The sequence below is a fragment of the Thioclava sp. UBA3469 genome (assembly GCF_002378135.1).
In the GTDB taxonomy this organism is placed as follows: domain Bacteria; phylum Pseudomonadota; class Alphaproteobacteria; order Rhodobacterales; family Rhodobacteraceae; genus Thioclava; species Thioclava sediminum.
Map to the genome: position 1 here is coordinate 1 of NZ_DFRG01000271.1, position 12,012 is coordinate 12,012.

A 12,012-nucleotide genomic window follows, 5' to 3' on the forward strand; every position below is an offset into this window, starting at 1 on the left:
AGCAGCGCGCCGACGATCTTGATCGCCACGGCCACGGTCAGCGCCAGCGCGATGGTCAGCGCCATCTGCTCGCGCCGCGGGTCGAGCCCCGAGGACATCGCCAGCTCGTCATTGATCGTCGCGGTCAGTAGCCCCTGCCAGCGCCATGCCAGCAGCGCCACGACGACCGCCGATCCGCCCCAGACCACGGCCAGATCGCTGCGCGACACGGCGAGAATATCGCCGAACAACCATGCCGACAGATCGACCCGCAGCCCCGATTGCAGCGACGCCGCGACGAGGCCGAAAGCCAGCGCGGAATGGGCGAGCACCCCCAATAGCGTGTCCATCGCATGGCCGCGCCCCGAGAGCCGCGCCACTGTGAGCGCCATCGCCAGCGCCACGCCAAGCGTGCCCAGATAGACCGAGATGCCGAAGGCGAAGCTCAGCGCCACGCCGAGGATCGCGGCATGGGCCGTCGCATCGCCGAAATAGGCCATCCGCCGCCAAACGACGAAAGAGCCAAGCGGCCCGGTCGCGAAGGTCAGGCCGATCCCGGCCAGCGCCGCGCGGAAAAGAAAATCGTCAAACATGCGCCTGCCCGTGGGTCTGAGTGTCGTCCTGCGCCGCGTCATGCGCGTGATCGTGATCGTGGCTGCAGGTCGCGTGATCCGCATGTTCGCCATGATCGTGGCTATGCTGATAGAGCGCGAAGGCCCCCTGCGTGCCCATCCCGAACAGCGCGCGATATTCCGGCGCCTCGGCCACCACCTTCGGCGTGCCCTGACAGCAGACATGACCGTTGAGGCAGATCACCCGATCCGAGGCAGACATCACGACGTGCAGATCGTGGCTCACCATCAGAACCGCGCAGCCGGTTTCCTGACGGACCTCTTCGATCAGCTTGTAGAACCCTGCCGTGCCGGGCTGGTCGAGCCCCTGCGTCGGCTCGTCGAGGATCAGGATCTGCGGCTCCGACAGCAAGGCCCGCGCTAGAAGCACACGTTGAAACTGCCCACCCGAGAGCCGCGAAATCTGCCGCCCGCCCAGATGCGGCACGCCGGTGCGTTCCAGCGCCGCTTCGGCCCGCGCGTTCGAGACGCGCTTGGGCAGCGACAGGAAGCGGCGCACCGTCAACGGCAGGCTCGCATCGACATGCAGCTTTTGCGGGACATAGCCGATCCGCAGCCCCGCCTGACGGTTCACCTTGCCCCGCGCGGCGCGCTCCAGCCCGATCAGAGCGCGGATCAGCGTCGATTTGCCCGAGCCGTTCGGCCCGACGACGGTGACGATCTCGCCCGGGGAAATCGTGAAGTCGACGCCGTGAAGCACCTCGACCTCGCCATGGCGCACGCTCAGGCCCTGCGCCGTGATCAATTCGCTCATTGCGCCTCCTCAGCGGCGCAGTTCGGGCAGAGCCCCAGCGCCTCGACGGTCGCCCGCTCGACATGGAAATTCAGCCGCTCGGCCGCGCCCTGCAGCGCGCGGCGCACCTCTTCGGCCCCCTCTTCGGGCCCTGCCTCCGCGACCTCGCCACAGTTGCGGCAAATCAGGAAGACCGGCGCATGTTCCTCGCCCGGGCTCATGCAGGCGGCGAAGGCATTCAGGCGGCGCACGCGATGCGCAAGACCGTGTTCAACGAGAAATTCCAGCGCGCGATAGGCCACGGGCGGCTGCTTGCCGAACCCATCCTCTGCGAGCCGGTCGAGTACCTCGTAGGCCCCCATAGCCCGATGCTCTTCCAGCAGAATTTCCAGCGCGCGCTTGCGCACCGGGGTCAGACGCGCGCCCTTTTCGGCGGCGACAGCCTCGGCGCGCGCCAGCGTCGTGCCGGCGCATCGGCTGTGGTCATGCGGCGTGAAAGCCTTGGCGGAAGAGGTCGAAGATCCCACGAGAGCGTTACCTTATCACATTTCTTCTTGACGAGTGATTTTATAACATACATGTTCCGCTCCTCAGATCAAGTTGGACAGGAGACATCCGATGCGCCCCACCCTTCCCGTTCTCGTGAGCGCGCTTGCCGCACTGCCCGCCCTCGCCCAAGCCGAAGTGCCCAGCGTCGTCACCGATGTGCCCCCGGTGCAGTCGCTCGTCGCGCAGGTGATGGGCGATCTGGGCAAGCCCGAAGTGCTGCTCGGTCAGAATTCGGACGCGCATCACTATCAGCTAAAGCCAAGCCAAGCGCGCGATCTGCAGGATGCCGATCTCGTCTTCTGGGTCGGCCCGCGCCTGACGCCGTGGCTGGAACGCGCGATCGAAGGCGTCGGCGTGAAGGGCCAATCGGTCGAGCTGCTTCACGCACCCGGAACGACGGTGCGCAGTTTCTCGGCGCAGGACCCGCATGACCACAGCGCCGATCTCGACGAGGACGAGGGTCACGCCGAGGCGGGGCACGACGACCAAGGCGAGGTCGATCAGATGACCGATCCCCATGCGTGGCTCGACCCCGACAATGCGAAGCTCTGGCTCGGCCTGATCGCCGACGACCTCTCCAAGGCCGATCCCGAACATGCCGACACCTACGCGGCCAATGCCAAATCGGCGCAGGCGCGGATCGAGGCGCTCGACGCCAAGCTCAAGGCTGAGTTTGCGCCGGTCGCGGACAAGCCCTTCCTCGTCTATCACGCAGCTTACGGCTATCTGGCCGATCATTACGGGCTGACCATCATGGGTGCGCTCTCGCCCAGCGATGCATCGACCCCCGGCGCGGCCCATCTCGTGAGCCTGCGCGCCGAGGCCTCGGCGAAGGATGCCGTCTGTGCTTTCCCGGAGGCGAACCACGACCCGAAAATGGTCGAAATCCTCGTCGATGGGACGCCGGTGACGCTCGGCAAGCCGCTCGATCCTTCGGGAACCGCGCTGACCTATGGCTCCGGCCTCTATGAGGACCTGATGCAGGGAATGGCGGACACGATCACCGCCTGCCTGTCGCAGGGTTGATCCCGCAAGACCGCCGTGCGATCTGATGCGCCATGGCTGATTGGATCGCACTTACGGAAGAATTCGGGCGCTGGCGCGCTGCAAATGTCTCGGACGGGGCGGTGAGCGACCGCAAATCCGGGCCCGCCGCGCGCCCGCTCTTGCCCGACGGAGCCGCTGCGATCGTGGCGGCCTCCACTGCAGGCCCCACCCCGCGCGCCCTGCCCTGCACGCCGCGCCCCGAAGGCGCGCTGCCGCTGACCGAAATCGGCGGGCAAAGCTATCCCGCCCTGCCCGGCCTGATCCAAGACAGCGACGGCACCGAGGTCACCGCCCCCGAAGCGGCCCGGATCGCCGGTATCCTCGCAGGCCTCCCGCAATTCGATGGCGTGATCTGGATCTGCGGCGCAAGCGCGATCTGGGCGCATATCTCGGCGGGGGAAGTGGTCAGCGCGATGCGCGCAGGTTCCGCCGCGATGCTAGCCGCGCTTGGCGCGCCGCTGGAGGCAGGCGACGGGTTCGACGCAGCCCTTGCCGATACGCTCTCGCGCCCCGAACGCCTCGCCCGCGAATTGGCGCCGCTCAGCCTCGGACGCCCCGCCCCGCGCGCCGCCGGTGCCGTGCTTGGCGCGGAACTCGCCGCGGCGAAGCCGTGGTGGCTCGGGCAAACCGTGCTCGCGCTGTCCTCCGCCTCTGCCCCCGGCTGGTCGGAAATTTGCGCCCGCGGCTTGCAAGCGCAGGGCGCGCAGGTCACTTTGGGCGACGGGGAGGCCGCGCTGATCGCGGGGCTGTCCGCGGCGCGCCGACCCGGCGCGTAACCGACGGCGAAAATAGGCGGCAGAGGATGGATGCATGAGTGAAACCGAACTGCCCGAAGCCTTCGCCGAACTCGCCCCCCGTTTCGGATTTTCCCGCCCCGCAGGCCGCTGCCTCGGCGCGATCTGGCGCGCGGCGCAAGCGCCCTCGGCCGACGATCTCGTAACGCAGCTTGGGCTGTCGCGCTCCAATGTCTCAACCGCGTTGAAAGAGTTGCGCGATGCGGGTCTCGTGCAGGCCGCGCGCTCGCCGGGCTCGCGCAAGGATTTCTTCGTGGCGCCCACCGAGCCGTGGGAACTGGCACGCCTGATGCTGGCCGAGCGCGAACGCCGCGTCATCGGCCCCGCGCGTGACCACCTGTCCGCACTGGAAGCCCGAAGCGCCGATCCGCGCGCGGCGGCCCTATGCGAGCTGCTCGACGCGGCCTCGGGCTATATTCAGGCGCTGATACGCCTCGACCCGGCCGAGCTTGCCCGTCACATCGACCCCGCCCGCGGCGGCGGCAAAGCCGAGAAACCCGCGCCGAAACCCTCGAAGAAGAAAAAGAAAAAAGCCGCGCAAAGCTGAGCGCGGCTTTTTGGTCTGAACGTCAGAAAACCGTTGCCCCGAAGCCTTTCTGCTCCGGGCCAACGGTCATCTCGCAGACCAACAGTTCAGAAGCTGTAGGACAGTCCGAGGCTCACGACAGGCTGAAGATTCGTGTCGAACTTGTAGGGCGCAATCGGGTTCGGAGTGGAACTCCAGTCCACGTCCCTTTGCTTGGCGGATTCGAACCGACCGAGACTCACCAGGTCGACATTGCCCAGCACCTTGAGGTGCTCGCTCAGCTTGTAGCCGAGGCCCGCGCTGACCTTAAAGGCAAACTCGTTCTGCGCGTTGGAGCGAACTTCCGCATAAGTGCCTTCCGCAGCACGGTGGAACTTGTTGCGCGCCATGCCAACGGCCGCGCCGACTTGCCAATTCCAGTTCGGTGCGAAGTCCTCCAAGTAATTGACGCCGACGAAGAGCACATCCGAGCTGAGCTTGCCAGAAAAGGGCGTTGCGGTAGCTCCATTGTAGGTGCCGGAGAAATCGGTTCCCCAGTCAGTGTCGCCGTATTCATATTTCCCATAGCTAACCTCGACCTGAAGATTAGGGTCGAGCTGATAACCGACGGCGAGTGCAAAGCTTCGCTTTGACCCGGTGTCGAGACCACCCATCGCCCCATGCGGGGCCGTAGGCGGATTGCCGGCCAGATCGTCCGAGGTCTTCATGCCCCCGCCGATCGTGCCGATCGCACCGGAGACATAAAAAGAAGGCTCACTCTGAGCGAGGGCGGGAAAGGCGAACAAAGCGATGAGCGCCAGTGCAGTCTTGTTCATCTCAGGCATACCTTGAAAGGAGTTGGAGCAGTTTCACAGATGTCACTCGCAAAAAATACGGGCCAGGTCGCCCTGGAAGTCAGACAGCACGGAGCGTTTCGATCCGAGCACCCCGCACCTATAAAAAACGCGCGGAACTGGTTAGAATTCATAGTATTTTGCGCAATCATTAGGACGCAGAACGCAGGAGGTTTTCACAGAAAAGCGGTACCTGTTGCACAATCGCCAGAAAATCCTCCCCCTGCTGCAACCCAGAATTGATCCGGGAGCTGCGACTTGTCCCTGCAGACTTCCCAAGCGTAAATCTGCATCAGAAAAGGGCGACCGCATCTCTGCGATCGCCCCCCGAAAGACGTTACTTACCTTGCTTCCTCACACCAACCGGCTCTGATCCCGCGCGGCCTTGATGAAGCCCGCAAACAGCGGGTGCGGCGCGAAGGGCTTCGATTTCAGCTCGGGGTGGAACTGCACGCCGATGAACCACGGATGGTCCTTGTGCTCGACGATCTCGGGCAGGCGGCCATCGGGCGACATGCCGGAGAAGGTCATGCCGCATTTTTCCAGCGGCTCGCGGTACTTGATGTCGACCTCGTAGCGGTGGCGGTGACGCTCTTCGATATCGGTCGAGCCGTAGACCTCGGCGACCTTCGAGCCCTCTTTCAGCGAGGCCGAATAGGCGCCCAGACGCATCGTGCCGCCCTTGTCGTCTGTCACCTTGCGCTCGACCCGGTGGTTGCCCTGCACCCATTCCTTGAGGTGATAGACGACCGGGGTGAAGCGCTTCTTGCCCGCCTCGTGGTCGAATTCTTCCGAGCCCGCATCGCTGACGCCCGCGAGGTTCCGCGCGGCCTCGATGACGGCCATCTGCATCCCCAGACAGATGCCCAGGTAAGGCACGCCCTTTTCGCGCGCGAATTGGGCCGCCCGGATTTTGCCTTCCGTGCCTCGCTCACCGAAGCCGCCGGGCACGAGGATGGCGTGGTAGTTCTCCAGATAGGGTGCGGGGTCTTCGTTCTCGAAAATCTCCGCGTCGATCCACTCGGCCTTCACGCGCACCCGGTTCGCCATGCCGCCATGGGTCAGCGCCTCGGCGATCGACTTGTAGGCGTCTTCCAGCTGGACGTATTTGCCCACGATCGCGACGCGCACCTCGCCTTCGGCATGGTCGAGACGGTCCATCACGTCTTCCCAGCGGCTCAGTTCCGGCTTCGGCGCGGGCGAGATGCCGAACGCGTCCAGCACCGCCTGATCGAGGCCCATGCGGTGATAGGCCAGCGGCGCCTCGTAGATCGACTTCAGGTCATAGGCCGGGATCACCGCCTCGGGGCGCACGTTACAGAACAGCGCGATCTTGCCGCGCTCTTTCTCCGGAATCGGCTGCTCCGAACGGCAGACCAGCACGTCGGGCTGCAGGCCGATCGAGCGCAGTTCCTTCACCGAGTGCTGCGTCGGCTTGGTCTTCAGCTCGCCCGACGCCGCCAGATAGGGCAGCAGCGTGAGGTGCATGAAGATACACTGGCCGCGCGGGCGGTCCTGGCTGAACTGGCGGATCGCTTCGAAGAAGGGCAGGCCCTCGATATCGCCGACCGTGCCGCCGATCTCGCAGAGCATGAAGTCGACCTCGTCATCGCCGACATCGAGGAAGTCCTTGATCTCGTTGGTGACGTGCGGGATCACCTGAATGGTTTTGCCCAGATATTCGCCGCGGCGCTCCTTCTCGAGCACGTTGGTGTAAATCCGCCCCGAAGAGATCGAGTCGGTCTTGCGTGCCGAGACGCCGGTGAAGCGTTCGTAATGGCCAAGGTCGAGATCGGTCTCGGCCCCGTCATCGGTGACGAAGACCTCGCCGTGCTCGAACGGGCTCATCGTGCCCGGATCGACGTTGAGATACGGGTCGAGCTTGCGCAGCCGAACCGAAAAGCCGCGTGCTTGCAGCAATGCCCCCAAGGCGGCGGATGCCAAACCCTTGCCGAGCGACGAGACAACGCCGCCGGTAATGAAGACATAACGTGCCATGAAGACCCCCGTGATCTGCGAAATTCGAATGGTTTCCCTGCCCCAAAGAGGGTCAGGATCACGGGATTTAATGCTTACACGATTCGCGGCCTGCCCGCAACCAGACCGCAAGCTATTGAGTTTGGATAGGACGCACCCGCAACGTTTTGTGGGTGCGAACCGATTACCGGCTGAAGTGACGGCTTAGTTGGCGGCGGGCGGCGTAACCGGACCGCTTTGCGTATCCGTCGTGGTTTCGCCCGCGTTTCCGCCGGTCGAGGCATCCGACCCGCTTGCCGGCGGCGGCATCACCACATCGAGCGACGGCGTCGAGCCGGTCGTGTCATTCGCCGGCGCGGTCTCTGCCGGTGCGCTTTGCTCGGGCGCGGCGCTATCGAGCACCGAGCTGCTGCCCGCTTTCTGCGCGGCCAGAACCGTCAGCGTCACCGAGGTCGCGAAGAAGCCAGCGGCCAGAACCCAGGTCACGCGAGTCAGCGCATTGGCCGCCTGCCGACCGGTCATCAGCCCGCCGACACCGCCGCCGGAGCTGTTGGACGACCCCATGCCGAGGCCACCCCCTTCGGAGCGTTGCAGCAGCACCACGCCAATCAGCAGTAGTGCGAGGATCAGATGGATCGAGAGAACGACGTTTTCCATGAACGGGTCGGGCCTTCTTTCTTGCGACGCGCCTATCTAGGCGGATGAGACTGAGGGTGCAAGGCCGCAGAGGTGTATTTTCGGCTTTCGCGGGGTCAAATCGGCACAGCCGCGCAGCCTGCATCCGCCCTCCCCTTCGTTTTGGCCCAAATATCCCCGCCGGAGGCGCCTGCCCCCTCGCGCGCGCGTCACGCGTGAATAGAGCGAACCACCTCTCGCAAATGCGGGCTTTCGCACCGCGCGCTCAGCCGCTATACCTCGCGCGGTTTTACACCTGCCAAGGAGAGAGCAATGGCCAATGTCGTCGTCGTCGGCGCCCAATGGGGTGACGAGGGGAAAGGCAAGATCGTGGACTGGCTCAGCGAGCGCGCGGATGTGATCGCGCGGTTTCAGGGCGGTCATAACGCGGGCCATACGCTCGTGATCGACGGCAAGGTCTACAAGCTCAACGCGCTGCCTTCGGGCGTGGTGCGGGGCGGCAAACTTTCGGTGATCGGCAACGGGGTCGTGCTCGACCCGTTCCACCTGCTCGCAGAGATCGAGAAGATCCGCGATCAGGGCGTCGAGATCACCCCCGAGACGCTGATGATCGCGGAAAACACCCCGCTGATCCTGCCGATTCACGGCGAGCTCGATCGCGCCCGCGAGGAAGCGGCCTCGAAGGGCACCAAGATCGGCACCACCGGTCGCGGCATCGGCCCGGCCTATGAAGATAAGGTGGGTCGCCGTTCGGTCCGCGTGGCGGACCTCGCGGACGACGCGACGCTGGAAGCCCGCGTCGACCGCGCGCTGCAGCACCACGATCCGCTGCGCAAGGGCCTCGGCATCGAGGCGATCGACCGCGACGCGCTGATCGCGAAGCTCAAGGAAGTCGCGCCCGAGATCCTGAAATACGCAGCCCCCGTCTGGAAAGTGCTCAACGAGAAGCGCAAGCAGGGCAAGCGCATCCTGTTCGAAGGCGCGCAGGGCTCGCTGCTGGATATCGATTTCGGCACCTACCCCTTCGTGACCTCGTCGAACGTGGTCGCGGGTCAGGCCGCAGCGGGCACCGGTATGGGCCCGGGCGCGATCGATTTCGTCCTCGGCATCGTCAAAGCCTACACCACCCGTGTCGGTGAAGGCCCCTTCCCGACCGAGCTGGACGACGAAGACGGCAACCGCCTCGGCACACGCGGCCATGAATTCGGCACCGTCACGGGCCGCAAGCGCCGCTGTGGCTGGTTCGATGCGGCGCTGGTGCGCCAGACCTGCGCGATCTCCGGCGTGAACGGCATCGCGCTGACCAAGCTCGACGTGCTCGACGGCTTTGAGACGATCAAGATTTGCACCGGTTATGAGCTCGACGGCGAGACGCTCGACTACCTGCCGACCGCCGCGGAAGAGCAGAAGCGCTGCGTGCCCGTCTATGAAGAGATCGAAGGCTGGGCCGAATCGACCGAAGGCGCGCGTAGCTGGGCCGACCTTCCGGCAGCGGCGATCAAATATGTCCGCCGGATCGAGGAGCTGATCGACTGCCCGGTCGCGATGCTGTCGACCTCGCCCGAGCGCGACGACACGATCCTCGTGACCGATCCCTTCGCGGATTGATCCGATGGCGCTGAGCTACAAGGCCCGACGCCGCCTCTCGCTGCTGGCCCTCGTCGTGGGGCTGCCCGCCTATATCGTCGTCGCGGTGACGGTGGTGAACTGGGCGGGCGCGCGCTGGGGGCGGCTGCCGATCTGGGCCGAGTTCGGCGTCTATGTCGTGCTTGGCCTGCTGTGGATCGCGCCGCTCAAGCCGATCTTCAAAGGCGTCGGCAAGGACGATCCCGACGATCCGTCGCAGCCGTGACACCCTCTGGCGGGCGCGCCGAAAAACGGGCAAATTAGCCCGATGACAAGCGCGCCCTGCCCCCTCCCGCCCGACAGTCTGACCAATTCCGACATCGCGGAATTGACCGCGTGGCGGCACCGTCTGCATCAGGACCCCGAGTTGTCCGGCGAGGAACGCGACACCGCCGCGCGGGTCGTCGCGATGCTGCTGCCGACCGCCCCCGACCGGACGCTGACCGAGCTTGGCGGGCACGGGGTCGCCGCGATCTACGAGGGGGCGGAGCCCGGCCCGACGATTCTCCTGCGCTGCGAATTGGACGCGCTGCCGATCCACGAGACCGGCACGCCGCCCTACCGGTCGAACTTTCCCGGCAAGGGGCATCTGTGCGGCCATGACGGGCATATGGCGATTCTCGCAGGCGTGGCACGCTGGCTGTCGCGCAATCGTCCCATCCGCGGCCGCGCGATCCTGCTATTCCAACCCGCCGAAGAGACGGGCGCGGGGGCTGCGGCGGTGATCGCCGATCCGCGCTTTGCCGAGATCGCGCCCGATCTGTCCTTCGCGCTGCACAACATGCCCGGCGTGCCCTTCGGGGCGGCGGCGCTGCAGGACGGGGTGATGAATTGCGCCTCGCGCGGTATGAAAATCACGCTCACCGGGTGGACCGCCCATGCCTCGCTGCCTGAAAGCGGTCGCTCCCCCGCCCCGGCTTTGGCCCGGCTGTTGAGCGATCTGACGGCGCTCGGCAACGAGTTGCACCAGAGCGATCCCGATTTCGCGCGCGTGACGATTACCCATGCGCGGCTCGGCGAGCCCGCCTTCGGCGTCGCTCCCGGCGCGGCAGAGCTGTGGGCGACCCTGCGCACCCAGCGCGATGCGGGGATGGCGGGGCTCGTGGAGAAAGCCGAGGCGATGGTGCAAAAGGCTGCCGATGCGCACGGTCTGGAGCGCGAGATCACCTATCACGATATCTTCCGCCACTGCGAAAACGCTCCTGAAGCGAACGCCATCCTGCGCGCGGCGCTTAAGGCCGAAGGTATCGAAACCACCGAAACCGATCTGCCGATGCGCGCCTCCGAGGATTTCGGGCGTTTCGCCGATCACGGTCCCGCCGCGATGGCGCTTCTGGGCGCGGGCGACCGCCCTGCCCTGCACAATCCCGATTACGACTTCCCCGACGCGCTGATCGCCCCCGGCGCGCGCGTGCTGATCCAGTGCCTGCGCGCACCGCTTTATTGATCCAATGAAAAAGGGCGGCCCCGCAGGACCGCCCTTTGCTGTTTCGTAACCGGCTAACCGATCAGCGCGAGTAGAACTCGACCACCAGGTTCGGTTCCATCTGCACCGGGTAGGGCACTTCGTCGAGCGAAGGCACGCGGATGAAGGTGACCGAATCGTTGCCTTCCTGGGCGACGTAGTCGGGCACTTCGCGCTCGGGCAGGCTCTGTGCTTCGATGATCAGGGCCATTTCCTTGGCCTTGTCGCCCAGCGAGATCACGTCACCAACGTCGCAACGACGGCTGGCGATGTTGCACTTCACGCCGTTCACCTTGATGTGGCCGTGCGACACGATCTGGCGGGCAGCGAAGATCGTCGGTGCGAACTTGGCGCGGTACACGATCATGTCCAGGCGGCGCTCGAGCAGGCCGATCAGGTTCTGGCCGGTGTCACCCTTCATGCGGGTGGCATCCTTGTAGGTGGCGCGGAACTGCTTTTCGGTGACGTCGCCGTAATAGCCCTTCAGCTTCTGCTTGGCGCGCAGCTGCAGACCGAAGTCCGAAAGCTTGCCCTTGCGGCGCTGACCGTGCTGGCCGGGGCCGTATTCGNNAAGGGCGGCCCCGCAGGACCGCCCCTTCTGATCTGTCGCCGGGCTTACTGCCCCGAGGCCATCTTCGCCTCGTCCCAGTAGCGCGAGGCTTCGGTGATCGCGTATTGGCCACGCTTCACCTTGGTGATCTTGCCCTGACGCAGCAGGCGGCCGAAGACGCGCATCCGCTCTTCGCGCGGCACGTCAGCCGCATCGTCCATGACGGACAGCTTGCGCATGATCTGCGGCGGCGAGAAATGCGGGCGCCCTTCCACGGCCGACGTATAGGCGGCGGCGGCTTCCAGCAGATCGGAGAGGCCCTGCGTGCCGAGGCTTTCCGCGAATTCGGCGAAGCTGGTCGCCTGCTCGGGGTTCATCGGCGTGGCTTCGGATTCGTCGCCTTGGGCAACGGCGAATTGACCTGCCGAGACACGGCGCGGACGGATCGCGGCGGCGGGCTGAGCCGCGGGCTGCTCGACCTCCTCGACCTCCGAGGCTTCTTCTGCGTCGACGCGCTGTTCGGAAACCAGCACCAGCGGCGCGGGGCGCAACGGATCGGGACGGCGCGATACCGTTTCGCCCGAGCTGACCGGACGGCGCGGACGCACGGCCTGGGTCAGATCGGCGCGGTAGGGCTCGGACCCGTCCTCGTCCTCGACGCCCCC

12 protein-coding genes and 2 pseudogenes are annotated in these 12,012 nt (G+C 65.6%); 6 read left to right on the forward strand and 8 right to left on the reverse strand.

The window, feature by feature from the left end:
* The 3 genes from B3D39_RS19680 to B3D39_RS19690 form a co-directional block, all read right to left on the reverse strand.
* Nucleotides 1-572 (reverse strand): metal ABC transporter permease (locus tag B3D39_RS19680; protein WP_286789999.1); only part of this gene is annotated, 572 nt, incomplete at its 3' end.
* Nucleotides 565-1,365 (reverse strand): metal ABC transporter ATP-binding protein, encoded by an 801-nt coding sequence (locus tag B3D39_RS19685; protein WP_274961853.1) that lies wholly within the window; start codon nucleotides 1,363-1,365, stop codon nucleotides 565-567. The genes B3D39_RS19680 and B3D39_RS19685, both read right to left, overlap by 8 nt.
* Entirely contained in the window at nucleotides 1,362-1,871 is a 510-nt protein-coding gene (locus B3D39_RS19690) for a Fur family transcriptional regulator (RefSeq protein WP_078569424.1), read from the reverse strand. The genes B3D39_RS19685 and B3D39_RS19690 overlap by 4 nt, the downstream gene beginning before the upstream one ends.
* A gap of 91 nt (nucleotides 1,872-1,962) precedes the next feature.
* Here B3D39_RS19690 and B3D39_RS19695 point away from each other — a divergent pair, with 91 nt between their 5' ends.
* The 3 genes from B3D39_RS19695 to B3D39_RS19705 are packed head-to-tail and all read left to right on the forward strand — an operon-like array spanning nucleotide 1,963 to nucleotide 4,281.
* Nucleotides 1,963-2,919, forward strand: a complete 957-nt coding sequence (locus tag B3D39_RS19695) for a zinc ABC transporter substrate-binding protein (RefSeq protein WP_274961852.1) — start codon at nucleotides 1,963-1,965, stop codon at nucleotides 2,917-2,919.
* A 32-nt stretch (nucleotides 2,920-2,951) separates the two neighbouring features.
* A complete protein-coding gene (locus B3D39_RS19700) occupies nucleotides 2,952-3,716 on the forward strand; it encodes a 2-dehydro-3-deoxygalactonokinase (RefSeq protein WP_274961851.1) in 765 nt (254 codons plus the stop codon).
* A gap of 34 nt (nucleotides 3,717-3,750) precedes the next feature.
* Nucleotides 3,751-4,281: a GbsR/MarR family transcriptional regulator gene (locus tag B3D39_RS19705; protein ID WP_083074728.1), complete on the forward strand. Its 531-nt coding sequence runs from the start codon at nucleotides 3,751-3,753 to the stop codon at nucleotides 4,279-4,281.
* 86 nt (nucleotides 4,282-4,367) lie between these two features.
* On the opposite strand, the gene B3D39_RS19710 is transcribed toward B3D39_RS19705, so the two are convergent.
* The 3 genes from B3D39_RS19710 to secG form a co-directional block, all read right to left on the reverse strand.
* Nucleotides 4,368-5,075: an outer membrane beta-barrel protein gene (locus B3D39_RS19710; RefSeq protein ID WP_274961850.1), complete on the reverse strand. Its 708-nt coding sequence runs from the start codon at nucleotides 5,073-5,075 to the stop codon at nucleotides 4,368-4,370.
* A 372-nt stretch (nucleotides 5,076-5,447) separates the two neighbouring features.
* A complete protein-coding gene (locus tag B3D39_RS19715) occupies nucleotides 5,448-7,091 on the reverse strand; it encodes a CTP synthase (RefSeq protein WP_078599437.1) in 1,644 nt (547 codons plus the stop codon).
* Between the two features lie 183 nt (nucleotides 7,092-7,274).
* On the reverse strand, nucleotides 7,275-7,727 hold the full coding sequence (gene secG, locus B3D39_RS19720; protein ID WP_078539694.1) for a preprotein translocase subunit SecG: 453 nt from the start codon (nucleotides 7,725-7,727) through the stop codon (nucleotides 7,275-7,277).
* Between the two features lie 291 nt (nucleotides 7,728-8,018).
* Between secG and B3D39_RS19725 the strand changes: the two genes are divergently transcribed.
* From B3D39_RS19725 to B3D39_RS19735, 3 genes are read left to right on the forward strand one after another with little or no spacing between them, the layout of a single operon-like run.
* Nucleotides 8,019-9,314, forward strand: a complete 1,296-nt coding sequence (locus tag B3D39_RS19725) for an adenylosuccinate synthase (protein WP_078539695.1) — start codon at nucleotides 8,019-8,021, stop codon at nucleotides 9,312-9,314.
* A gap of 4 nt (nucleotides 9,315-9,318) precedes the next feature.
* Nucleotides 9,319-9,558 (forward strand): DUF2842 domain-containing protein, encoded by a 240-nt coding sequence (locus B3D39_RS19730; RefSeq protein ID WP_078539696.1) that lies wholly within the window; start codon nucleotides 9,319-9,321, stop codon nucleotides 9,556-9,558.
* A 42-nt stretch (nucleotides 9,559-9,600) separates the two neighbouring features.
* Nucleotides 9,601-10,779, forward strand: coding sequence for an amidohydrolase (locus tag B3D39_RS19735; protein WP_274961849.1), 1,179 nt, complete (start codon nucleotides 9,601-9,603; stop codon nucleotides 10,777-10,779).
* 61 nt (nucleotides 10,780-10,840) lie between these two features.
* On the opposite strand, the pseudogene rpsD reads toward B3D39_RS19735, so the two are convergent.
* Together rpsD and B3D39_RS19745 are read right to left on the reverse strand one after the other, a co-directional pair.
* Nucleotides 10,841-11,365, reverse strand: a pseudogene (gene rpsD / locus B3D39_RS19740) (30S ribosomal protein S4); the annotation flags it as partial.
* Nucleotides 11,366-11,412: 47 nt separating this feature from the next.
* A pseudogene (locus B3D39_RS19745) lies at nucleotides 11,413-12,012 on the reverse strand (hypothetical protein); the annotation flags it as partial.